18 protein-coding genes are annotated in these 24882 nt (G+C 58.8%); 13 read left to right on the top strand and 5 right to left on the bottom strand.

The genetic code is table 11. The features are described 5' to 3' along the window. The first annotated feature begins 155 nt into the window (after window positions 1–155). From G4C92_RS06830 to glgB, 4 genes are all read left to right on the top strand, one after another. Window positions 156–1295 carry a DUF362 domain-containing protein gene (locus G4C92_RS06830; RefSeq protein ID WP_274941820.1) on the top strand — a complete coding sequence of 380 codons (1140 nt, stop codon included), beginning with the start codon at window positions 156–158 and terminating at the stop codon, window positions 1293–1295. Between the two features lie 300 nt (window positions 1296–1595). Next, the gene (gene ade, locus G4C92_RS06825; RefSeq protein ID WP_274941819.1) at window positions 1596–3299 is read left to right on the top strand and encodes an adenine deaminase; all 1704 of its coding nucleotides are present in this window, start codon (window positions 1596–1598) and stop codon (window positions 3297–3299) included. Window positions 3300–3470: 171 nt separating this feature from the next. After that, complete coding sequence (locus G4C92_RS06820; RefSeq protein ID WP_274941818.1) at window positions 3471–4760, top strand: family 1 glycosylhydrolase; 1290 nt, start codon at window positions 3471–3473, stop codon at window positions 4758–4760. Between the two features lie 359 nt (window positions 4761–5119). Then, window positions 5120–7309: a 1,4-alpha-glucan branching protein GlgB gene (gene glgB / locus G4C92_RS06815; protein ID WP_274941817.1), complete on the top strand. Its 2190-nt coding sequence runs from the start codon at window positions 5120–5122 to the stop codon at window positions 7307–7309. 244 nt (window positions 7310–7553) lie between these two features. Here the strand turns inward: glgB and G4C92_RS06810 are convergent, their stop codons facing one another. From G4C92_RS06810 to G4C92_RS06800, 3 genes are read right to left on the bottom strand one after another with little or no spacing between them, the layout of a single operon-like run. Beyond that, window positions 7554–8864: a sensor histidine kinase gene (locus tag G4C92_RS06810; RefSeq protein ID WP_274941816.1), complete on the bottom strand. Its 1311-nt coding sequence runs from the start codon at window positions 8862–8864 to the stop codon at window positions 7554–7556. Then, complete coding sequence (locus tag G4C92_RS06805) at window positions 8861–9535, bottom strand: response regulator transcription factor (protein ID WP_274941815.1); 675 nt, start codon at window positions 9533–9535, stop codon at window positions 8861–8863. Before G4C92_RS06805 ends, G4C92_RS06810 begins: the two co-directional genes overlap by 4 nt. Next, on the bottom strand, window positions 9532–10272 hold the full coding sequence (locus tag G4C92_RS06800; protein WP_274941814.1) for a GTP pyrophosphokinase: 741 nt from the start codon (window positions 10270–10272) through the stop codon (window positions 9532–9534). The genes G4C92_RS06805 and G4C92_RS06800 overlap by 4 nt, the downstream gene beginning before the upstream one ends. Before the next feature lie 234 nt (window positions 10273–10506). Between G4C92_RS06800 and G4C92_RS06795 the strand changes: the two genes are divergently transcribed. Further along, window positions 10507–13062, top strand: coding sequence for a glycoside hydrolase family 3 N-terminal domain-containing protein (locus G4C92_RS06795; RefSeq protein WP_274941813.1), 2556 nt, complete (start codon window positions 10507–10509; stop codon window positions 13060–13062). A gap of 73 nt (window positions 13063–13135) precedes the next feature. Then, on the top strand, window positions 13136–14275 hold the full coding sequence (locus G4C92_RS06790) for an aldo/keto reductase (RefSeq protein WP_274941812.1): 1140 nt from the start codon (window positions 13136–13138) through the stop codon (window positions 14273–14275). Window positions 14276–14347: 72 nt separating this feature from the next. Here the strand turns inward: G4C92_RS06790 and G4C92_RS06785 are convergent, their stop codons facing one another. Beyond that, complete coding sequence (locus G4C92_RS06785; protein WP_274941811.1) at window positions 14348–15460, bottom strand: cation diffusion facilitator family transporter; 1113 nt, start codon at window positions 15458–15460, stop codon at window positions 14348–14350. 13 nt (window positions 15461–15473) lie between these two features. Next, complete coding sequence (locus tag G4C92_RS06780; RefSeq protein ID WP_274941810.1) at window positions 15474–16400, bottom strand: alpha/beta hydrolase; 927 nt, start codon at window positions 16398–16400, stop codon at window positions 15474–15476. Between the two features lie 294 nt (window positions 16401–16694). On the opposite strand from G4C92_RS06780, the gene G4C92_RS06775 reads away from it, so the two are divergent. From G4C92_RS06775 to G4C92_RS06745, 7 genes are all read left to right on the top strand, one after another. After that, a complete protein-coding gene (locus G4C92_RS06775) occupies window positions 16695–18407 on the top strand; it encodes an IS1634 family transposase (protein ID WP_456298663.1) in 1713 nt (570 codons plus the stop codon). Between the two features lie 2 nt (window positions 18408–18409). Next, a complete protein-coding gene (locus tag G4C92_RS06770) occupies window positions 18410–18631 on the top strand; it encodes an ErpK protein (protein WP_274940005.1) in 222 nt (73 codons plus the stop codon). Between the two features lie 129 nt (window positions 18632–18760). Further along, on the top strand, window positions 18761–20113 hold the full coding sequence (locus tag G4C92_RS06765; protein WP_274941809.1) for a chromate transporter: 1353 nt from the start codon (window positions 18761–18763) through the stop codon (window positions 20111–20113). A 19-nt stretch (window positions 20114–20132) separates the two neighbouring features. Beyond that, window positions 20133–21923 (top strand): adenylyl-sulfate reductase subunit alpha, encoded by a 1791-nt coding sequence (locus G4C92_RS06760; RefSeq protein WP_274941808.1) that lies wholly within the window; start codon window positions 20133–20135, stop codon window positions 21921–21923. 30 nt (window positions 21924–21953) lie between these two features. Continuing rightward, on the top strand, window positions 21954–22268 hold the full coding sequence (locus G4C92_RS06755; protein WP_274941807.1) for a 4Fe-4S dicluster domain-containing protein: 315 nt from the start codon (window positions 21954–21956) through the stop codon (window positions 22266–22268). A 13-nt stretch (window positions 22269–22281) separates the two neighbouring features. Further along, the gene (gene cysD, locus G4C92_RS06750; protein ID WP_274941806.1) at window positions 22282–23193 is read left to right on the top strand and encodes a sulfate adenylyltransferase subunit CysD; all 912 of its coding nucleotides are present in this window, start codon (window positions 22282–22284) and stop codon (window positions 23191–23193) included. Continuing rightward, window positions 23193–24848 carry a sulfate adenylyltransferase subunit 1 gene (locus tag G4C92_RS06745; protein WP_274941805.1) on the top strand — a complete coding sequence of 552 codons (1656 nt, stop codon included), beginning with the start codon at window positions 23193–23195 and terminating at the stop codon, window positions 24846–24848. Before cysD ends, G4C92_RS06745 begins: the two co-directional genes overlap by 1 nt. The last annotated feature ends 34 nt before the right edge of the window (window positions 24849–24882 follow it).

Raw genomic sequence — 24882 nt, 5'->3', positions numbered from 1 at the left:
ACAGCGACAGAATTTCCCCGCGCACGGCATGGCCTGACAGTCCCTGGCGCAAGCTGGAAGGGAAGCCACGCCTCCGCGCAGCGGAGCAAGATACAGGGCGCCGGACGGACCGTTCCGCCCGCTCATGACCTGCATCAAAATAAAGGAGGCAATGCATGGACAAGGCGAAGGTGTATTTCACGGATTTTCGCACGAAGATCGACGTCCCGGTGACGAAGAAGCTGCAGAAACTGATCCGGAAGGCAGGCATTGGGACCATCGATATGGACGGCAAGTTCGTGGCGATCAAGATGCATTTCGGGGAGCTGGGCAATCTCGCTTATCTCCGTCCGAATTACGCCCGGGCTGTGGCGGACGTGGTGAAGGAGCAGGGCGGTATGCCGTTCCTCACGGACTGCAACACGCTCTATCCCGGTTCCCGCAAGCACGCGCTTGAGCATCTGGACTGCGCGAATATCAACGGATTCAATCCCGTTACGACCGGATGTCAGATTCTGATCGCGGACGGTCTCCGCGGCACGGATGACCTTGAGGTTCCGGTGCCGAACGGCGAGTACTGCAAGACAGCTTACATCGGCCGCGCGGTGATGGATGCGGATATCTTCATCTCGCTGACACATTTCAAGGGCCATGAGCTGACCGGATTCGGCGGAACGATCAAGAATATCGGAATGGGCTGCGGAAGCCGGGCTGGCAAGATGCAGCAGCACAACGAGGGGCATCCGCATGTGATCGAGGAGTCCTGCCGGGGCTGCAGACGGTGCGCGAAGGAGTGCGGATCGAACGCGATTTCCTACAATCATATGCGCGGGGACCGGCACGTCGCGTGGATCGACCCCGCTCTCTGCAAAGGCTGCGGCCGCTGCATCGGCGCCTGCGCGTTCGACGCCATCGAGAATGATAATGCCAGCGCAAACTCCATTCTCGGCTGCAAAATGGCCGAGTATACGGCGGCGGTCTGCGCGGACCGTCCCTGCTTCCACATCACGCTGATCACCGACGTGTCTCCGAACTGCGACTGTCACGCGGAAAACGACGCGCCGATCCTGCCGGATGTCGGCATGCTCGCGAGCTTTGATCCGGTGGCGCTCGATCAGGCGTGCGTCGACCTCTGTCAGAAGGCCGCGCCGATCCGGAGCAGCCAGCTGGGCGAAAATCTGGCGAAGCCCGACTGGCATGACCACGGCGATCACTGGACCAACAGCAATCCGAACGTCGCGTGGCGCGAGACCCTTGCGCACGGCGAGAAGATCGGGCTCGGGACAAGGGCGTACGAACTGATTACGATGGAGTGATACGGCGGAGGCTGCCGCATCAGAGGAGGAAGTGGTTATATCGTGTGATTCTCTTCGGAGAAGCCCGCACGGCATCGCCGTTCCGAACCTGGTGCGGCAGCTTCTTTTTTGGCGGATACCGTCTGCATTTCTTAAAAATTCGAGAATCAGGTGCACTTTATGCGAACAAGTTGTAAGATAAGAAAAAGCGTCTGACAATTGACCGGATGGAGGACAGGGAAAGGCGGAGTACGGCAGCGGCCTTTCCCGGATCGGCCGATCCGATGATCCTGCCAGAGATCAGAAAGGGAGGTTGGTTTTATGAAGCTCGACAAATACATCGGCTGTTCGAGAGCGGCGCAGAAGCTTGAGAAAGCGGACCTTGTCCTGAGGAATGCGAAGATCGTCAACGTCTTCACCGACCGCGTGGAGGAAGGAAATGTGGCGATCACCAACGGAATGATCGTCGGAATCGGCGATTACGAGGGAAAGGAAGAGATTGATCTTTACGGGCAGTACCTGACAAGCGGCTTCATCGACGCGCACCTGCATCTTGAATCGACGATGGTCAATCCCCAGGTACTGATCGCCAAGGCGGCGCAGCACGGGACGACGACGTTTATGGTGGATCCCCATGAGGCGGCCAATGTCTCCGGAACGGACGGCATCGACTATCTTCTGGAGCAGACAAAGGATTCGCCGGCGCATGTCTATGTGATGATGGCGAGCTGTGTTCCGGCGACCGCGATCGACGACAACGGCTTCATTCTGACGGCCGGGAAGATGGCGCCGTATCTGAAGAACCGCCGTGTACTGGGACTCGGCGAGGTGATGGACTGCATGTCCGTCATCAACGGGGATCCCGCGATGAACGAGAAGATCGAGCTCTTCGACGGGAAGGTGAAGGACGGCCACGCGCCGGGTCTTACGGACGAGCAGATGGCGGCCTATGTGATGGCGGGCATCACCACGGATCATGAGGGAACAACCTACGAGTATGTGATGAAGGAGCGCTCGATGGGCATGACCTGCCACATCCGGGAGGGCAGCGCGGCGCGGAATCTCGAGATGATCGTGAAAGGAATCGTGGAGAACAACACGAACACCGAAGGTTTCTGCTTCTGCACCGACGACAAGCACATCGAGGACATCGGCCGGGAGGGCGACATCGACCACAACGTGCGCAAGGCGGTCAGTATGGGGATCAGCCCGATCGCGGCGGTCAAGATGGCGACGATTCAGCCGGCGCGCTGCTATGGGCTGCGCCGGACCGGCGCGGTCGCGCCCGGGTATGACGCGGATCTGGTCGTCTGGGATTCCATCAAGGAATTCAACGCCCAGATGGTCTTCTACAAAGGACACCGGATCGACGACATGCTGAAGGTCCGTCCGAAGCCCTGTCCGCCGCAGCTTCTGGATACGGTGCATCTCGGCGTGATCGATCCGGAGAAGCTGAAGATCCGGGCGGACGGCGGAATGTTCCCGGTGATCCGTATGATTCCGGGGCAGATTCTGACCGAGCGGGAGGATCTTGTGCTGCCCGCGGGGCCGGACGGGCTGTTCGCGCCGGACGGAGAGCTGGACAAGATCGCGGCGTTTGAACGGCATAAGGCGACCGGAAAGATCGGCGCCGGCGTGGTGAGAGGCTTCGGCCTCAAAAACGGCGCGATCGCTTCCTCGGTCTCCCACGACAGCCACAACATCATCGCGATCGGTTCATCGGACGAGGATATCCTGACGGCTGTAAGGGAACTGGAACGGGTCCACGGCGGGTACACGATCGTCGAGAACGGGGAAGTCTTCGACACGCTGGAACTGCCGATCATGGGACTGATTTCGGATAAGAGCTATTCCTATGTGGACCGCAAGGTCCGCCGGATGACGGCGAAGGCGCACAGGATGGGTGTCCCGAAGGATATGGAACCGTTTGTGACGCTGTCGTTTATGGCACTGCCGGTGATCCCGGAGATCCGCTGCACGCCGCGCGGCGTCTACAGTGTGACGGAAGGGAAGATCATCCGGTGAAAACGGAGGAGGCGGGGCGGCGGCGAAGACGCTCCGCTTCCCGCTGACCCGATGGCGCGGCCTTTTCCCGTGAACGGAATGCGTCCGCGGAAAAAACGCCGACGGAGAGGCCGCCTGCCTGACGGGCGGAACCGTCAGCAGGTTCGGGATGATGCAGAGAGGAGATCTGTGATGAAGGGCTACAGGCTGCCGGAAGGCATTCTGCTGGGCGTTGCCTCGACGGCGACGGAAATCGAGGGCGGCTTCGTCCGGACGAACTGGGACGAATGGAGCCGGACGGACCGCATCCGCGACGGCGCGGACAGCCGGCGGGCTGCCGGACACTGGGAACGGGTCCGGAGCGATCTGGATCTGATGGCCGCGCTCGGCGTGCAGACATACCGTTTCAGTGTGGAGTGGGCGCGGATTCAGCCGGAGCCGGATCGGATCGACTATGAGGCGGTGAACCATTACCGGGATGAGCTGATCTCGATGAAAAGCCGCGGGATCCGTCCGATACTGACGATTCATGAGTTTACGAATCCGATCTGGTTCGAGCGGAGAGGCGCGTTCACGCGGCCGGCCAATGTGCGCAGTTTTCTTAGATATGTGGGGCTGGTCGTCAACTGCTTCGGCGATCTGGTGTCGGATTATGTCACCTTCGACGCACCGAACGTCTACGCCTGGATGGGCTACGCGGGTCACGGCTTTCCGCCGGGAGACAGCAATCTGATCACGGTCCGCCGCGTGCTCTCCGTGATGGCGGGCTGCCACATCCGGGCGTATGAGAAGATTCACCGGATGAGAGAGGCGATGGGATACACGGATACCCGCGTCGGCGTGGCGCTTGCGATGCGCTCCTTTGCCGCGCTGCACCCGTTCAGCACGACGGAGTCCCAGGCTGCGCGGATCAGCCAGTATCTCTATCAGGAACTGCCGGCCCGCGCGTTCCTTCTCGGGGATTTCCAATTCCCGATGGAGAATCTCGCCCGGTTCCGAAAGGGAACATACTGCGACTACCTCGGCCTCGATTACTGCACGCGTTCTCATGTCGTCCGCATCGGCGACAACGAGACGCGGGCGCAGGATCCGAAGAGTGACTGCGGGAAGGAAATCTATCCGCAGGGGCTGGAGGATGCGATGAGGGAGCTCTATGCGATCTGTCAGAAGCCGGTCTGGATTCTCGCGAACGGCGTCTGCGACAACTCGGATTCGTTCCGGAGCCTCTGGCTCTACGACCAGCTGGCGGTGCTCGCCCGTACCAGTCTTCCGGTGGAGCGGTACTGTTATTATTCCTTCCTCGACGGCTTCGAGTGGCTGGGCGGAGAGAGCCGCCGGTACGGACTCGTCCATGTGGACTTTGAAAGCGGCGAGCGGCGCGTGAAGCGGAGCGGCCACTTCTACCGGGAGATCATCGCCTGCAGAGGCGTGACCGAGGAGCTGGCCGAGCGCTATGTGAAAGCCCAGCAGTATCATCCCTGACGCGCAAATCCGGAGGGGGTGCATCTTATCGGCATGCACCCGGCTTCGGAACCATTCGGGAGCGCGTCATCCGGATGCATTTTGTGGACATGCATCCGGGGGTACATCATCCGGATGCATTTTATGGACATGCATCCGGATGCGGACGCATCCCGGTACAGCTGTTTGCATAGCCAGGATGCCCGAACGTGCAGTTTGCATTTTGTGCATAACCACAAATCAATATGACAGAACAGGAGGTCTGTATAGCGAAACTGCGTTTACAGCGCGCGCGCTTCATACTATAATAAGGTAAGATTGTCAGGCTTCCGGCGATCTGAGGCAGGATTGTCTGTAAAAAACAAATGGGGTGGGTACCGATGGAAAACAAATATGAGTTTACTAAGACGGACCAGTATTATTTCGGGCATGCGACGCACTACGATCTCTATAAGAAGCTGGGCGCGCATCCGACGGAAATAGACGGTCAGGCAGGCACATATTTTGCGGTCTGGGCGCCGGATGCCCGAAGCGTTTCCGTGGTGGGCGACTTCAACGGCTGGAATCCGGACGCGAACGTGATCGGGAACCGGGACGAGATCGGCGTATGGCAGGTCTTTATTCCGGGTATCGGCGTCGGCTCCATGTACAAGTATTTCATCGTCGGACCGAACGGCGAACGGCTCTATAAGGCGGATCCGTACGGCAACCAGATGGAGCTTCGGCCGGGAACCGCGTCCATCGTGACGGATCTGACGCATCTGAAATGGACGGACAGCGCCTGGATGAAAAAACGCGCAGCTTTCAATCCGGACAAGGATCCGATGATTATCTACGAATGTCATATCGGTTCGTGGATGAAGCATCCGGCCTGCGACGGGCGCGTAGACGGGTTTTACACATATCGGGAGTTCGCCGAGCGGGCGGCCGATTACATCAAGGACCTCGGCTATACCCACATCGAGCTGATGGGGATCGCCGAGCATCCCTTCGACGGATCGTGGGGCTATCAGGTCACGGGCTATTATGCCCCGACCTCGCGCTACGGCACGCCGGAAGACTTTGTGTATATGATCAATTATTTCCATCGGGAAGGCATCGGCGTGATCCTTGACTGGGTGCCGGCGCATTTTCCGAAGGATGCCTGCGGGCTTGCCGACTTCGACGGCTGCGCGCTGTATGAGCATGCCGATCCGCGAATGGGCGAGCATCCGGAGTGGGGCACAAAGATCTTCAACTACGGCAAGCCGGAGGTCAAGAACTTCCTGCTGGCGAACGCCCTGTTCTGGGTGGAGTTCATGCATGTGGACGGACTCCGCGTGGACGCGGTCGCCTCCATGCTGTATCTCGACTACGGCAAGAAGGACGGCGAGTGGATCGCCAACAAGTACGGCGAGAACAAGAATCTCGACGCGATTGAATTTTTCAAGCATCTGAATACGCTGCTTCGCGGCCGGAATCCGGGCGCGGTCACGATCGCGGAAGAGTCCACGGCATGGCCGAAGGTGACCGGAGATGTTGAGAAGGAGAACGGTCTGGGCTTTACGCTGAAGTGGAATATGGGCTGGATGAACGATTTCCTGGAGTACATGAAGCTCGATCCGCTCTTCCGCAAAGGCAATCATTACAAGATGACCTTCTCCACATCCTACGCGTACGCGGAGAAATACGTTCTCGTTCTCTCCCATGACGAGGTGGTCCATCTGAAATGCTCGATGTGGAGCAAGATGCCGGGAATCTATGAGGATAAATTCTCCAACCTGAAGGCGGGCTATACCTATATGGCCGGGCATCCGGGCAAGAAGCTCCTCTTTATGGGCCAGGAATTCGGGCAGCAGCGCGAGTGGAGCGAGGAGCGGGAAATCGACTGGTATCTGCTCGCTGAGCCGCTGAACAAGCAGCTGCAGGATTATGTGAAGGCGCTCTGGACGATGGTCGGCAAGTATCCTGCGCTTTATGCGACGGATTATGATCCCAACGGATTCCAGTGGATCAACGCCGACGACGCGAGCCGGAGTATCTACAGCTTCGTGCGGAAATCGCCGGACGGCAAAAACAACCTGCTCTTCGTCCTCAACATGACGCCGGTGGAGCGGGATGATTACCGTGTCGGCTGTTTCGAGCCGGGCAGCTATAAGCTGATCCTCAACTCGATGGATCCGAAATACGGAGGCCACTCCGTTTTCACGAAGAAGTCCTTCCGGGCGGTGAAGAAGGAATGCGACGGGAAGCCCTACAGCTTCGGATTCAGGCTTCCGGGCTACGGCGCGCTGGTATTCCTCTATCAATCGGAGAAGGAAAAGAAGGCGGCAGAAGCGCCGAAGAGCGCGGTGAAGAAGCGCACCGGATCCGCAAGGACAACCGCGGACGCTCCGGCCGCACCGCAGGAGGAGAAGACGAAGAAGCGCACCGGCGCCGGAACAAGAGCGAAGACGTCGGAAAAGAAGACGGAGCCGGCGGACAGAACGGCAGGGACCGTGAAGGCGGGAACCGCTGCCGCTCCGGAGAAAAAGACCGCGAAACGGACCACGGGAGGCCGCCGCGCGGCGAAGAAGCCGGCGGAGAGCTGAGCAGGCGGCGCGTTGATGCGGTCTGCGAAGCCGAGGTGCTTAGATATTGAGTGAACGCATCCGGAGCGAAAGCTCCGGATTTTTTTGGGTTGCAGCTGGCATTCTTTCAGAACTTCGGGAAGGGGATGACACTGTTCGAGCGGCTTTTCCGCAATGCTTTACTTTTTCTGAAGCATTAACTCATCTGGCTTTACTCATTGCCGCATGAGACGCATGAAAAGTAAAGCATGAGTGAAAGTTTCCTTCACTGCAGCAGGCATGTGAAGCTGATCATGCCGTCCTTCCAGCTGACGGAGATCGAGCCGCCGTACTGCTGCACGATGCTTTCGGCGATGCTGAGTCCGATTCCGTATCCGCCCTTATCCACATTGTGTGACTCGTCCTGACGGTAGAAGCGCTCGAAGAAGCGGCTGTAGTCCAAGTCGGCGCCGCTGCGGAACGAATTGGAGATTACCAGACGCACCTGCTTTCCCTTGTGAAGGGAGGAGAGGGAGACGATGACGGTGCCCCCGTCGTCACAGTATTTGAAGGCGTTGTCGATGAGCAGGGAGGCAAGCTGACGGATCCGGCTCTCATCGGCCAGCATTCGGATATCCGGCTCGATCTCGAGGACGAGCTTCTTTTTATCCTGCTGGGCCAGCGATTCGTACGGCTTCACGGTCTCCTCCACGTTCGTGGAGACGTTGATTTCCGTCATCACCGAGCGGTCCTCCCGCTCCTGCGCACGGGCGATCATCACAAGATTCTGCACGAGTCCGTTGAGCCGGTCGACCTGGCGCATTGTCGACTGGGTCCACTCGTTCTCCCCGTTCATCATTTCCTCAATTTCGGTGTTGGCGCGGATGACGGCCAGCGGCGTCTTCAGTTCGTGGGACGCGTTGGTGATGAACTGCTTCTGCCTCCGGATGTTTTCAAGCTCCGGACGGATGATCCGGGAGGAAAAAATGTTGACCAGCAGGAACGTGATGCCCATCCCGCAGACGGCGATCCAGAGCGTCATTCGGAGGATCCGTTCAATCGAACTGATCTGGGACTGACAGTTGACGAAGGCGGCGATGTAGCGACCATCGCTGCAGCGTCCGGTTTCCCAGAAGTAGACACCGGTCCGTCCGAAGCTGATCTTCTGGCGGATGACGCGGTCCGCCATCCGGATGCCTTTTTCTTCGCTTATTTCAGAGATATGAGAATCAATGACATCCGATACCGTCTGGCGGTCCGATTCGTAGAAGACCGCGAAATAACGCGTGGACAGTCGGAATTCAGGGGAGAAGTCGTCGAGATCCTCCCCGTTGTCCGTATCCGCGCCGTTCGCTTCGCGGACTGTCTCCGCATCGGAACCGTTTTTCGTGCCGTCTGAGGCAGCGGACCGGTCCGGCGCGACCATCGTGCCCTCTGTGCTGACGATGTAGTCCAGCACGGCATGGATCTGCTTCAGCGACAGCACGATGTTGGATGTGTTGATGAAGAAGCCCATGAAGATCATCACGAGAAAATAGGTCAGCGTCGCGGTGAAGATGAATTTCCGGCGAAGCCGCCGGACGGTAGCGGAATTCATTCGTTGACGGCCTCCAGCCGGAAGCTTCCGCCGCGGCTGCCGGTGATCGTAATCCGGGAGTCGATGGCTTTCAGCTTTCCGTTCAGGTAAGAGATGTAGAGCCAGACGGTGTCCGGCTTCGCGTCCGGTTCGTTTTCCCATACATGTTCAAGAATATAGGCGGTGTCGATCTCGTGGTCCGGATCCAGCAGCAGCACCTGCATCAGCTCGAATTCCTTGATCGAGAGCCGGACGGCGTTGACCGAGCGCAGCTCCAGAGAATCCGCGTTGAGGGTGATATCGCCGTAGCTGAGATCCCGGAGACTGTAGTCCGACCGGCGCCGCGTCATCGAGCGGATCCGGGCCAGCAGCTCTTTCATTGCGAAGGGCTTCGTCAGATAGTCGTCGGCGCCTGCGTCCAGCCCGGTCACCCGGTCGTCCACCTCGGCCTTTGCCGTGAGAAGCAGGACCGGCGTCAGGATGTTCTTCGCACGCATGTCCCGCAGCACGTCGAGACCGTTTTTCTTCGGCATCATGATATCGAGGATGATGGCGTCGTAGCTGTCATGATGGATATGTTCATCGGCGGCCATTCCGTCAAAGACGGAGTCCACCTCGTAACCGTTATGGATCAGCACCGCGCTCAGCGCGCGGTTGAGATCTCTTGTATCTTCTGCCAGCAGAAGCTTCATGGCTGTTCTCCTTTCCTGAAGACGCCTTCCTTCCGGATCATATCCCGTATGGTCTGCATCGAGATATCGGTGGACGCCAGTTCGTCGGCGCACCGCTTGAGCTCGCTGAAGATCAGGCTGTCCTCGGAGCAGTGTACCTTTTTATAGCGCAGCTGGTGCTCAAGCGCGGCCCATGTGTCCATGGAAATCGTCCGGAGCTGTACCTCCACATAGATGTCCCGGACCCGGAGAATCATGTGGTAGCTCCGGTAGCCGTTGGGCTTCGCGTGCCGGATGTAGTCCTTTTCTTCGATCACCTCGATGCCCGGCATCGAGACGAGATCATCGCGGACCGCAAAGACATCGTCGAGAAACGCGCAGACGACCCGGATACCGACAGCGTCATGAATCCGCCCGAGTGCGGATTCCTTTGTCTCCGGAAGTCCCTTCCGGCGGCATTTTTCCCGCATGCTTTCATCGGATTTGATCCGGTACAGGCAGTGTTCCACCGGATCCTCGCCCCGCGCCGCTTTCTCTTTCCTTCGAAACGCAGCCACCCGCTCCATCACCTCGCCGAGGGCGGTTTTCATACGTGGCAGCGCGTCCCCGTAGATGCCGGTGGCGTCCGTTTCCGGCAGCGGATCAGTTTCTTCGTCCGAAGCGGGGGCAATGCACTCGTCGGCACATTCCGCTTCGCCTTCTGCCGTGCCGGAGAGGCATTCCTCCGCCGTTCGCTCTTCTTTTTTCTGTTCCTTCATATCCCTGTTTTGATCCCTTTGGCTTTCATACATACCGGTTCGTACTGCATCAGGATTATGAACCGGCTCCTGATGCGAAACAGTTTCAGTATAACAGGAAGATGTGAAGAAATGAAGACAGGGCAGAGCAAACGGACGCCTGTGTTAAGCGATTCCGATTGTGTTCATCTGAAGCAGATGGTAAAGTAAAACTACAGACGCTTTCGGCGTCCCGGGTTAAGAAAGGAGATGCAGATGGAATTATATGAGTACGAGAAAGAGCATCTGAAGGCGCTGCGACCGCATCTCGCAGAGTGCACAGTTCTTCTGAAGAGCAACGGCGATTTTCCTCTGGCGCGGCCTTGCAGGATCGCCCTGTACGGCAGCGGCGCCCGGCATACGCTGAAGGGCGGCACCGGATCAGGAGAGGTGAATTCCCGGTTTGCGGTTTCCGTCGAGGAGGCGCTCTGCCACACGGGATTCACGATCACCTCCGGAGCGTGGCTTGACGGATATGACCGGGAGATTGCCAGAGCGAAGGCCCGCTTTCTGAAAGAGGTGAAGGCCGTGGCGAGGAAAAAGAAGGTGCCGGCTGTGCTGGAGGGTATGGGCCGGGTGATGCCGGAGCCTGATTACGATCTTCCGATGGACGCGGAAGGCGATGCGGCGGTGTATGTTCTCGCCCGGATCTGCGGAGAGGGAAACGACCGGAAGGCGGAGGAAGGGGATTTCTATCTGACAGAGACGGAGATCCGCGATCTTCATACGATGCAGCAGAAGTACAAAACATGCATGCTCGTGCTCAACGTGGGCGGGCCGGTGGACCTTTCCCCGGTGATGGATCTCGACAATATCCTTCTCCTGTCGCAGCTCGGTGTCGATACGGGGCTGGCGCTGAGCCGGATTCTGGTCGGCAAGGACAATCCGTCAGGCCGTCTTACCACAACCTGGGCCGCCGCCACGGATTACTCCTGGGTCGGTGACTTCGGGGAAGAGGACGACACGCATTACCGCGAGGGGATCTATGTGGGCTACCGCTACTTCGACTCCTTCGGGACAAAGCCGCTGTTTCCGTTCGGCTATGGATTGAGCTACACGACGTTTGCCATGTCGAACGCGCTGGTGACGGCGGAGAACGGCCGGCTGCAGGTTTCCGCGGAGGTACGCAACACAGGAAACCGGCCCGGCCGGCAGGTGATCGAGCTCTACGTGTCGAAGCCCGCGGGACGGTTGGATCAGCCGTATCAGGAGCTCGCCGGCTGGGCGAAAACCGCGGAGCTGGCTCCGGGGGAGAGCGAAACCGTGATGATCGACGCCGCGATGGTGGATCTGGCGTCATGGGATACGGAGAACGCCTGCTATGTTCTTGAAAAGGGAGACTATGTGCTCCGCCTCGGCACGGACAGCCGCAGCACAGAGCCGGCCGCCGTGGTGAGGCTGGCGGAAGACGTGGTGGTTCGCCGGTCAGCCTGCCGCTGCGGCACGCCGGATTTCGAGGACTGGAAGCCGGAACAGCCGGTCAGTGAGACGCCGGAGGATGTCCCCGTGCTTGCCATGAACGCGGCGGATATCCTGAGCACGGCGCCCGAAGCGGCGGATCAGACGGATGAGCACGCCTCCGGGCAGAGCGGAGAGGACCGGACAGCCGGAGAAAAGACAGCGGCGTCCGGGGAAAAGACAGCGGCGTCCGGAGAAGAGACGGACGGAACGAAGGCAGCGGACGAAACCGGGCAGCCGGCGGATATCGACGCGTATCTGCACGGTCTCACGGATGAGCAGCTGGCGTATCTGAACGTCGGCCATTTCAATCCGAAGCGGCGCCTGCTGACGATGGTCGGCGACTCTGCGGGATCAGTGGCAGGCGCCGCCGGCGAGACGACCCGGGCGCTTCAGGATATCGGGATCGGATCGCTGGTGATGGCGGACGGCCCGGCCGGACTCCGTCTCGCGCGTCATTTTGTGCGCGGCGCGGATGGAGCTCATTCTCTGGGCAGCCCGGTGCCGGAATCCATGCTGGAGTACCTCCCCGGCGCGGCCCGCTGGGCGATGCAGACCTTCCTCGCGTACCGGCCGAAGAGGGGAGAGGAAGTCAGGGATCAGTTCGCTACCGCGATTCCGATCGGCACGGCGATCGCGCAGAGCTGGAACACGGATTTTGCGGCGCTTTGCGGGGATATCGTCGGGGATGAGATGGAGCGTTTCGGTGTTCAGCTCTGGCTGGCGCCCGCGCTCAACATTCACCGGCATGTCCTCTGCGGGCGGAATTTCGAGTACTACTCGGAGGATCCGCTGGTGAGCGGGCGGTTCGCGGCCGCCATCACGGACGGCGTGCAGAAGCATCCGGGATGTGGTACGACGATCAAGCACTTCTGTGTCAACAATCAGGAGACGAACCGCTACACGAGCAACAGTCAGGTGAGCGAGCGGGCGATGAGAGAGATATATCTGAGGGGCTTCGGAATCTGTGTGCGCGAATCCCAGCCGCACGCGCTGATGACGTCCTATAACCTTCTGAACGGGGAGCATACCAACGAGCGGAAGGGACTGATGGAAATTCTGAGAGAGGAGTTCGGCTATCAGGGCATCGTGATGACCGACTGGCTGCTTCCGGAGATGAAGAAGAAGGGATCGAAGTATCCGGCTCCGACGGCGTGGAAGATCGCGGCGGCCGGCGGCGATCTGATCATGCCGGGGTCGCAGGCGGTCTATGAGAACCTTCTGGAGGCGCTGAAGAGCGGCGATCTGAGCCGCCGTCAGCTTGAGGTCAATGCGACACGGGTCTACCGGATGATTCAGAAGCTCGGTAAATAAAACCGGGGAGATCCGGGCCGGCGGAGCGGCGGATAAGCCGCCGCCGGCCGGTGTTTTGGAAAGGAGACGAGACATGACGGATCAGGTGCATTTCCCTGAAATCAGAAACCGTTTCGGATTCGGTCTGATGCGGCTGCCGATGAAAGGGACCGAAGTGGATACGGATCAGGTCTGCCGGATGGTGGATCTGTTTCTTGAGAGCGGATGCAATTATTTTGATACCGCTCACGGATACATCGACGGGAAGTCGGAGCAGGCAGTGAAGACATGCCTCTCCTCACGCTATCCGCGGTCTTCGTACGTGCTGACGGACAAGCTGACGGAGCCGTACTTCCGGACGGAAGCGGACATCCGGCCGTTTTTCGAGAGCCAGCTTGAGGCCTGCGGCGTATCTTATTTTGACTTTTATCTGATGCACGCGCAGAACGCGGAGAATTTCCGGCATTTTCAGGCATGCCGGGCCTATGAGACCGCGATGGAGCTGAAGCGGGAAGGGAAGATTCATCATCTGGGCATCTCGTTCCACGACCGGCCGGAGGTGCTGGATCAGATTCTGACGGCCTATCCGGAGGTCGAGATCGTCCAGATCCAGTTCAATTACGTGGATTATGACGATCCCTTCATCCAGTCGCGCGCGGTTTACGAGACGGCGAGAAGGCACGGCAAGCCGGTGATTGTGATGGAGCCGGTGAAGGGCGGGCATCTGGTGGACCTCCCGGACGAGGTGGAGAAGGTGTTCGACGGGCTTCCGAGGACGGGCTCCAATGCCAGTTACGCGATCCGGTACGCGGCGGGCTTCGAGGGAATGGAGATGGTGCTGTCCGGCATGAGCTCCGTCGTGCAGATGAAGGACAATCTCTCGTTCATGAAGGACTTCCGGCCGCTCGATGAGCGGGAGCTGGAAGCGGTGAACCGGGCGGCGGAAATTTTCCGCTCGATGCGGCTGATCCCCTGCACAGGCTGCCGCTACTGCATCGAGGAGAACCACTGTCCGGAAAAAATCCGGATCCCGAGGCTCTTTGACTGTCTCAACAAGAAGGAGCTCTACCATGACGAGAACCAGCGGATCTGGTACCAGGATCTGACGGAGAACGGCGGCCGTGCGGGCAGCTGCATCGGCTGCGGCGGCTGCGAGAAGGTCTGTCCGCAGCATCTCAAGATCCGGGAGCTGCTGAAGAAGGTGGCGGCGGCGTTCGAGCCGGCCGGAGCCTGATCCCGGTATCCAGAATGAAAGAAAGCCCGTGTCCGCTTTCCGGACACGGGCTTTTGTTCACATAATTCCATCTCAGTCTGAGACATCGCCGTCGAGGATGATCTGAACTTTGTCGTGCGGATACATTTCTTCGATCTTCTTCTGAACCGCAAGTAAGGTTTCACGTCGATTCGGGGCAGCGTAGTCGATGATGAGGTCGAAGCGGATGCATTTCTCCTGCTCATCGAGATAGAAGCCGTGCATCTGGAGCACGCCGGGCTGGGTCATTACATAGTCCCGGATGGCGGATTCCACTTCGCGCGCCCTGGGCGAGCGGCTGATGGAGTAGACGGAGATGCCGGCCATGACGACCTGGGTTTCCTCCATCACTTTCAGGACGATCGCACGCTCCAGATGATCCAGCTCGCCTACCGTCATCGATTCCGGCACCGCGATATGGACTGAGCCGATCAGCTTCTCCGGTCCGTAGCTGTGGATGATCAGATCATACGCTCCTTCCACTTCCGGGAAGGAATTGATCGTTTTCTTTACGTTCCGGGCGAGCTCATGGTTTATCCGCTCGCCGAGAATCTCGCTTGTGGTGCCCCTGAGCAAATCGATGCCGGAACGGATGATGATGACCGAGATCGCCGCGCCAAGCCATGCCTCGACGCGGATCCCGACGGTCAGATAGAGAATGGCGGCGGCCAGCGTCGAGGCGGAAATCACCGAGTCAAAGAGCGCGTCGCTGCCGGACGCGACCAGCGAATCCGAGCTGACCTCCCGGCCGACCCGGCGCACGTATGTGCCGAGCAGGATCTTGACCGCGACGGCGACCGAGATGATCAGCAGCGCGACGGCTGAATAGTCGGACGCCTCCGGATGCATGATCTTCTTCACGGATTCGATGAAGGAGGTAACGCCGGCGTAGAGAACGATGACCGAGATGATCGTGGCGCTCAGATACTCGATGCGGCCGTATCCGAGCGGGTGCTTTTTATCCGGCGCCTTCTGGGCGAGCCGGGTGCCGATGATGGTAATCAGCGAAGAGAGCGCGTCGCTCAGATTGTTGACGGCGTCGAGCGTGATCGCCACGGAGTGAGAGATCAGGCCGACGGCCGCCTTGAAGCCGGCCAGCAGGACGTTGGCGATGATCCCGATGATGCTGGTCCGGATGATCCGCTGCTCGCGGCTGGCGTTTTCCATATGGCTCGTTTTTTCAGTATTCAAGTGAACTCCTTTCCGCTTCCTCGCTACCGAGTTTCCGGAAAAAGGCGCATTCCTCGTCGTTGCAGACCCGGCCGGCGGGCTCGCGCAGGTTGCAGTGGAAGACATGGTACAGCGGCGTATCAGCGTCGCCGTAGATCCGGGTCACATAGCGGACCTCGGCCTTGCGGCAGGCTTCCTCCAGCAGAGCAGCCTGCGGCAGAAGATAATCTCCCTTCGCGGATACGATCATCATCGGCGGGAAGGCGGCGCTGACCCATGAGAGGACGTCGGTCAGAGAGTGCGCGGCGGGGTCGTCCTTCTTCGCTCCGAGCAGATCCGCCATCAGCGCTTCCCGGTCCAGCGCGTCGGAACCGGCGCCTTTGACGAAGGGATCGTAGATCCCGCAGTTCATGCCGATTCCGCGGAGACGGAAGCCTTCCGGGGCGGAAAACCGGAAACGCGCCGCATAGTCCGGCCGGCAGAGGAACGCGCAGAGCAGGCCGAGCAGATGGCCGCCGGCGGAATCGCCCACCGCAAAGATCCGGTCCGTGTCGAAGAGAAAGGTGTCCGACTGGGCGAGAATCCAGCGGCAGACCCGGACGCTGTCCTCAAGGGATGCAGGAAACGGGTGTTCCGGCGCGAGCCGGTAGGTGTAGTTGACGACGGCGAAGCCTTTGGAGGCCAGCTCCATTCCGTAGAACTGATAGACTTCCTTTGTGCCGTAGACCCAGGCGCCTCCGTGGACGATCAGGATCACCGGAAGCTTTTTTCCGAAGGCATACCGGGGCCGGTAGACGTCCAGCACGTTCCATTCCGCATCTTCTCCGTAGCGGATGCCGTCATACCGACGGATGTTGGCCGGCGTCGTCAGTCCGGCATCGCGCTGCGCGTCTCCGGCGCCGAATTCGGCTCTCAGTCGTTCACTGATTTCAGACATGCCGATTTTTCTCCTTTCCGTATGAAGAACCCGGGCGCTTCCGGGCCATCTTCTTCAAAAACCACGGTGAATGCATTCCATTATATCATCATCCGGGCAAAGCGGCTCCGTTTTCCACGATTCGGATTCTTTCATTGTGAACTTCCTCGATTATTAACTCTCGTTTCTGAATCGTGATCTTTCTCGACTCCAGAAAGGTTGATTTTAAGCCAAAAACTTGCATTTTAGGTGATCATTTTTCGTGGTTGGTGCTATAATAATGGAGAGTTAATTAACTCTCGTTAGGAGGGCACCGTGTATCTCGATTACGAGGTCAAAATACCGGATTCCAAGCATGGGATCACCCGGAAAACGATCCGTGGAATAACCTATATTTACTATGCTTACGATCGCAAATACAGTTCGGAAAAACATTATTCCGTTCCGAAAAACACAACGATCGGAAAGTGCCTGAATGCTTCGTCCGAGACGATGTATCCCAATACAAACTTCCTAAAATACTTTCCGGAAGCAGAACTTCCGCAGGTTAACGAAACATCTGATCGAAGTGCATGCCTGCGCATTGGGGCGTTTCTTGTTATACGCAAGATTATCGCCGGTTATCATCTGGATGAGATCATTGGGCGGCTGATTGGAAAGGACGCAGGTCTTTTCCTTGATCTTGCAGCATACTCCATTGTCACGGAGAATAATGCCGGTCAGTACTATCCGGATTACGCCTACAACCATCCGCTTTTTACGCGGCAGATGAAACTGTACAGTGATTCGAAGGTATCTTCTTTCATCAACGACATCACACGGGATCAGTGCATTGCTTTCCAGAATGAATGGAACAGCAGGCATGATCACCGGGAAAAGATCTACATTACTTACGACTCAACCAACAAGAACTGCCAGGCCGGTGATCTTGAATATGTTGAGATCGGCCATCCCAAAGATGACAATGGAAAGCCGGTACTTAACTACTCGATTGCTTACGATCACAATAACTCTGAGCCTCTTTATTATGAAGAGTATCCCGGAAGCATTGTTGATGTGTCTCAGCTTCAGATAATGCTTCTGAAAGCAAAAGGTTACGGCTACCGTCAGGTCGGATTTATTCTTGACCGTGGATATTTCAGCAAGGAAAACATTCACTTCATGGATAAGAACGGTTACGAGTTCATTATCATGATGAAAGGAATGAAATCACTTGTCCGTGATCTTGTTCTGTCAGTTAAAGGCAGCTTTGAGGAAAAGCGCGAATACAGCCTTCGTGACTACAGGGTTAATGGCATTACAGTGAAGCACCATCTGTATCCTTCCGATGAGAAGGAGCGCTACTTCCACATCTACTACAACGAACGGAAGCAGACTTCCGAACGTGAGCTCTTTGAAGAAAAGATCGACCGGATGTCCCTGTATCTTCAGGAACATCAAGGCATGAAGCTTGACCTTGGGCATGAGTTCCGCAAGTATTTCGACCTGATCTACTACCATGAAGGTCAAGATGATGAAAAGTTCATGTATGACCGTGAGCGTTACAATGTTATCGATGAAGAAATCGCCCTATGTGGTTACTTTGTTATCATCACATCCGAAAAGATGGATGCGGCAGAGGCGCTGGATCTTTATAAGAGCCGGGATGCATCTGAAAAAATGTTCCGGGAAGATAAAACATTCCTTGGAGACAGAACAATGCGCTGCCAGACCAACGAGGCGCTGCACGCAAAGATCTTCATTGAGTTTGTAGCTCTGATCATCCGAAATCGAATGCATTTCCTGCTGAAGGAACAAATGTTGAAAACTCATCATAAAGAAAACTACATGACGGTGCCTGCCGCAATCCGTGAACTTGAAAAGATCGAGATCGTGCGCCAGCCTGACCGCGAATACTATCTGGATTACTCAGTGACTGCGACCCAGAAGTCTATTCTGAAAGCATTCGGATTAACCGAAGCAAATGTCAGGAAACAGGCAGTAGAAATCAACGATGATCTGAAGTCTTTCATTGCGAAGGAGGCATAACCATGGCACGCAGAAGAATCAGTATCGATGACAAGATCGAACAGCAGAAGCTGGTCGTTTCCAAAGCCAAGGATAAGTACGAAGCTGAACTCGAGCAGCTCAATCAGCTGATGAAAAAACGCGATGAGTTACACAACAAGGAACTGCTTCAGGCAATCGAGCATAGCAACCGCTCATTTGAGGAGATCATGGATTTTCTCACCGCCGATGACTCTCAGGAATAACTCAGGGAGCCGTCGAGAGTTAATTTTTCAGGAAGTTCACATTCATTGACAATCCGTTGCCTGAATGCTATAGTTCACGTAATTCTAGTATTCATACCAAATTACTATGATTATAGCGGAGGCGGCAGGATGACAGAATTCGCTGGAGTGTCGGAACGCGCAGCGCTGGGAACGGCGGACAGACGGAGCCTTTTGGAAAAGAGCCCCGCGCTGAAGCTGATGCTTTCCATGCTCAGGATCGGAGCCATCGGCTTCGGGGGCGGCAGTGCACTGATCCCGGTGATCGAGGAGGAGGTCGTCACGGAACGTCGTCTCGTCACGCAGGATGAATATGACGAGGACGTGGTGGCGGCCTGTGTGACGCCGGGCGCCCTTCCGGTGGAGATCGCCGCCGGCGTCGGCAGCAGAGTCTGCGGCGTTCCGGGGATGCTGGCTGCCTCCGTGCTGATGGCGCTGCCGGGCGCGCTGCTCACAGTGCTCGCGCTGGCCGCCGTATCTTCGGGAAGCGCGGCTGTGATGACGGCGGTCCGGTATCTCTCCGTGGGTCTTGGCGCCTTTATCAGCAGCCTCCTGATTGTCTATGCCGTCCGTTCGGTCCGGCCCGCCGCAGGCCAGACCGGCAGAGAACGTCTGCGCGCGCCGGCCGTGATGCTTCTTGTATTCTTTCTCACCTGCGGGAGGACGCTGGGAGGACGGACGTCGCTGCCCCTGCCCGCTTTCGGTACCGTGGAGGTGCTGCTGATCTCTTTTGCCGTGATCTTCGTGACCGGACTGCGGTCCGGGAGCCGGAGCATGCATGTGAAGGCGAAGCCGGACTGGACCGGCCTCGGACGTGAGACGTCCGCATGGACCGCCTTCGTGCTTCTTCTTTCTCTCCCGGCTCTTCTTACGGCCGGCCGGAGTTTCGATTATCTGATTCGCGGTCTTGTATCTTCCCTTCTTTCCTTCGGAGGCGGCGACGCCTATCTTTCCGTGGCGGACGGACTGTTCGCAGGGAGCGGGCTGGTCCGCGCGGACGCCTTCTACGGGACGCTGGTGCCGGTGGCCAACCTTCTTCCCGGATCGATTCTCTGCAAGATTCTTTCGGGCACCGGGTATCTGATCGGTCTTGAGTCCGGAGGAAGAACGGACGCTTTTCTTCTGGCGGCCGCCGGTTTCGGCGTCAGCGTCGCCGCCTCCGGCGTCATCTTCGGTCTGACACGCTGGATGATGAGAACATTTCGCGACGCACCGTTTTTCCGGCGCCTCGGGCGTTTCATCCGGCCGATCATCGGCGGGCTTCTGCTGAATGTCATGCTGACGATGGTGAAGACGAACCTTGAGACGGGTGCGGCGATGGGAAAAAGTGCCGGCGCGACGCTTCTGATCACCGCGGCGGTCGTCGGAACCGACCTCTTCCTGCTTCTTCGGAAGAAGACAGGACAGATTCTTCCGATGCTGTTTTCCGCGGCCGCAGGCGCGGCGCTGCTGGTTCTGATATGAGAGGGAGGAAAGGCCGGTCATGACCGAATGGACGAAGAAACTGCTGACGACCGATGTGCTGATCATCGGAGGCGGAACGGCCGGATGCTATGCGGCGATCCGGCTGGGAGAGCGCGGGGGAATCCGGGTGCTGATCGCCGAGAAAGCGAACATCACAAGAAGCGGCTGTCTTGCCGCCGGAGTCAACGCGCTGAACGCGTACATTTCCGAAGGGCATACGCCGGAAGACTATGTGGATTACGCGAGGGAAGATGCCGGCGGGATCGTGCGGGAGGACCTGCTCCTTTCGATTGCCCGCCGTTTCAACGGCGTGACGGAGGATCTGGAGCGCCGGGGTCTGGTGATCCTGAAGGACGCCGACGGCCGGTACGCGACGAGGGGCTGGCGGAACGTCAAGATCAACGGGGAGAACATCAAGCCGATTCTGGCGAAGGGCGCGGAAGCGGAGAAGACGGTCACGGTTCTCAATCATGTCAACATCACGGATCTGCTGACCGAAGGCAGGGGAAAAGAACGCCATGCGGCCGGCGCCGTCGGTTTTTCGGTCCGGGAGCGCGTGTTCTACGAGATCCGTGCGAAGGCAGTTCTGATGGCGACCGGAGGAGCGGCCGGGCTTTACCGTCCGAACAACCCCGGCTTCTCGAGGCACAAGATGTGGTATCCGCCCTTCAACACGGGTGCCGGCTACGCGATGGGCCTCAGGGCGGGCGCGGAGATGACGACGCTCGAGATGCGGTTCGTCGCGCTTCGCTGCAAGGACACTATCGCGCCCACCGGCACGATCGCCCAGGGCGTGCATGCGCGTCAGGTCAACGCGAAGGGAGAGACTTACGAAAACGTGTACGGTCTTTCCACAGCCCAGCGAATCTACGGCACGGTGGAGGAGAACCGGAAGGGAAACGGCCCCTGCTACCTCGAGACGGCAGGGATCACGAAGGAGCAGGAGGACGACCTTTTCCGGGCGTATCTCAATATGGCGCCGGCGCAGACGCTGCGATGGGTGGAATCCGGCCGGGGACCTTCGGCGCAGAACGTAGAGATCGAAGGCACCGAACCCTATGTGGTGGGAGGCCATACGGCCGGCGGATACTGGGTGGATACGAAGAGGGAGACGACGCTGAGAGGCCTCTTCGCAGCCGGAGACGTGGCGGGCGGCGCGCCGCAGAAATATGTGACCGGCGCGCTGGCCGAGGGAGAGATCGCGGCCGGATCCATCGCCGCGTATCTCAACGAGGCCGGGACGGAATATGAGCCGTCCGTCGGGACGCGGGACGGAGCAGAGCCGGTCGTGCGGGAGGTGCCTGGAAACGCCTCTCAAAAGGATGCGGACTGCGGCGCACCGGATGACCCGGCCGCTCAAGCCGCCGCGGCGGTGGCTGCGTACCGCCGGCATCTGGAGGCGCCCAGGACGACGCTGACATGGCAGCAGGCAGAAGAGGCGATGCAGAAGGTGATGGACGAGTACGCGGGCGGAATCCGCACCGATTACCGTTACAGCGCCGGCCGGCTTGCGGAGGCGGACCGGCGGATCGCCCGTCTGGAGACGCTCGCCCGGTCGCTTCCGTCGGCGGATGCATTTGACCTGATGCACGTCTTTGAGATCCGGGAGCGGCTGACGGTCTGCCGGGCGCTGATCGCGCATCTTTCGGCGCGGAAGGAGACACGCTGGCATACCTTCGGCGAGTTTATCGACTATCCGGAGAAGAGCGGGGAAGGCCTGTGCTATATCAATTCCGTGATGCGGGACGGACGGATCCGGATCATCCGCCGTCCGCTCGTGAAGGGAGAAACCTATGAGCATCACGACTGATCGAACCGGAAGCGATGAAAGGAGGCTGTCATGAGCATCACGATTGACCGGGCGCTGTGCATCGGCTGCGGGCGCTGCGCGGAGGCATGTCCCGGGAATCTGATCGCGCTGGATGATTCGCAGCGGGCCGCGATCCGGATTCCGGAGGACTGCTGGGGCTGCACGGCCTGCATGAAAGAATGCCCCGCCGGCGCGATCCGGTATTTTCTGGGCGCGGACATCGGAGGGGCCGGATCACTGCTGAGCATCCGGAAGGAGGGAAGCGTCTACCGCTGGACGGTCACTTCGCCGAACGGCAGTACGAAGACGATCACCGTGGACCGGCGCAGCGCGAACCGGTACTGAAAAGGAGGAAACCATGAGCAATCTGTCGCATCTGGACGCCCTCGAGGCGGAAGCGATCTACATCATCCGGGAGGTGGCCGCGGAGTGCGAAAAGCCGGTGATGCTGTATTCCATCGGAAAGGACAGCTCCGTTATGCTGCATCTGGCGCTGAAGGCCTTTTATCCGGAGAAGCCGCCCTTCCCGTTCCTTCATGTCAACACGACATGGAAGTTTCACGAGATGATTGAGTTCCGGGACGCGCAGGCGGAGAAGTACGGGCTGACGATGCTCGAGTGGAAGAATGAGGAAGGCGTGAAGGCCGGAGTCAATCCTTTCGACTACGGCGCCTCCTATACGGACATCATGAAGACGCAGGCGCTGAAGCAGGCACTGACGCACTACGGGTTCACGGCCGCGTTCGGCGGCGGACGGCGGGACGAGGAGAAGTCACGGGCGAAGGAGAGAATCTTCTCCTTCCGCAACGCCGCGCAGGCGTGGGATCCGAAGAACCAGCGGCCGGAGATGTGGAAGCTTTACAACACGCAGATCAACCGGGGCGAGAGTATCCGGGTCTTCCCGATCTCGAACTGGACGGAGACGGACATCTGGGAATATATCCGCCGGGAAGGAATCGAGATCGTGCCGCTGTATTTCGCGAAGGAGCGACCGTGCATCGAGTATCAGGGCAATCTGATCATGGTGGATGATCACCGGATCATAGATCATCTTCATCTGAAGCCGGAGGACATCATGCACAAAAAGATCCGTTTCAGGACGCTCGGATGCTATCCGCTGACCGGCGGCATCGAGTCGGAGGCGGATACGCTGGACAAGATCGTCACGGAGACGCTGAGCGCCGTGGAATCCGAGCGGACGAGCCGCGTGATCGATAAGGACGGCGGGGCCGGCAGCATGGAGAAACGGAAGAGGGAGGGCTATTTCTGATGAGCGGACTGCTGAAATTCATTACCTGCGGCAGCGTGGACGACGGAAAATCCACACTGATCGGTCACCTTCTTTATGACGCCAAGCTGCTTTACGCAGATCAGGAGCAGGCACTGGAGCTTGATTCCAAGGTGGGAAGCAGAGGCGGCGCCATCGACTATTCGCTTCTTCTGGACGGACTGATCGCCGAGAGAGAACAGGGAATCACGATCGATGTGGCGTACCGGTACTTTACGACGGACAACCGGAGCTTTATCTGCGCTGACACGCCGGGACATGAGGAGTACACGAGAAACATGGCCTGCGGCGCCTCCTTCGCGGATCTGGCGGTGATTCTGATCGACGCCACGAAGGGCGTGCTCGTCCAGACGCGCCGTCACGCCCGGATCTGCGCACTGATGGGAATCCGCTATTTCGTGTTCGCCGTCAACAAGATGGATCTCGTCGGATACGATGAGAACCGGTTCCGGGAGATCTCCGCTCAGGTGGAGGAACTCAGGAAGGAGCTCGATCTTCAGAATCTGATCCTGATCCCCGTGTCCGCGACCGAGGGCGACAACATCACCGCTCCCACCGCCAGCTTCAGCTGGTATCACGGACCGACGCTGCTTCACTATCTGGAAACAGTGGATGTGGCGGAGGCTTCCGCGGATGAGAAGGGCTTCTACCTTCCTGTTCAGAGGGTCTGCCGTCCGGACCGCTCCTTCCGCGGATTCCAGGGCCAGATTGAGCAGGGCACGATCCGTGTGGGCGATCCGGTCCGCTCTCTGCCGAGCGGCGAGGAGGCGCACGTCCGCCGCATCCTGACGGCAGGCCGGGACGTGCAGGAGGCAGCGGAAGGGCAGCCGGTGACGCTGCAGCTTGACCGGGAGGTGGATGTCTCCCGCGGCTGCGTGCTGGAGCGCGGCAGCGGTCTTACGATCTCGGACGCCTTTCAGACAGAGCTGCTCTGGATGGACGACGTACCGCTGACCGTTGGGAAAAACTTCCTGGTGAAGCTCGGCACGAAGCAGATTCCCGGCATTGTGACGAAGATCGATTTCCGGATCGACGTCAACAGCGGCGCCAGGGAACAGACGGATCATCTCGGTAAGAACGAGATCGCCGTCTGTGAGATCGCCGTCACCGAGCCGATCGTGATGGACCGCTTCGCCGCTCACCGGACGATGGGCGAGCTGATCCTGATCGACCGGATCAGCCATATGACTTCGGCCTGCGGCGTGGTGCTGAAGACGGCCGGATCCGGACGGAAGAGCCATCCCCGTGCGGACCGCCAGATGCGCGCGGCCCTCAACTGGCAGACGCCGGCCGTCTTTACGTTCCGTCCGGGCGAGGACGGGTCGACAGCGGAGGCCATTGAGGAAGCGGAGTTCCGTCTGGTTCGGAACGGCCGTCACACATACCTGCTCCGTCCGGAAGCGGGCGAATCCTATGCAGCGACGGTGCGCGCGCTCCGCGACGCGGGGCTGGTCGTTCTTCTGGTGCTGGATAAGGAAGCGGCGGAAGACGGCGGACTATCCCCGGAGGAGAATGTGCGGTCCTGGAGTACGGTATGGGAGGAAGACCGCGAGGCGGCGCCGCAGGATATTTCGAGCCGGATCTTCAGTCTGACCAGCGCGAATCTCACGATGGACAGCAACAACTGGGTGATCTGACCGGTGCGGGCGGACGGACGCGGCGGAGCGCGCC

It is taken from the genome of Chordicoccus furentiruminis, from assembly GCF_019355395.1.
In the GTDB taxonomy this organism is placed as follows: Bacteria; Bacillota; Clostridia; order Lachnospirales; family Lachnospiraceae; genus Chordicoccus; species Chordicoccus furentiruminis.
The sequence above is the reverse complement of the archived record's forward strand: the minus strand, read 5'-3'. Positions and strand labels throughout refer to the sequence as shown.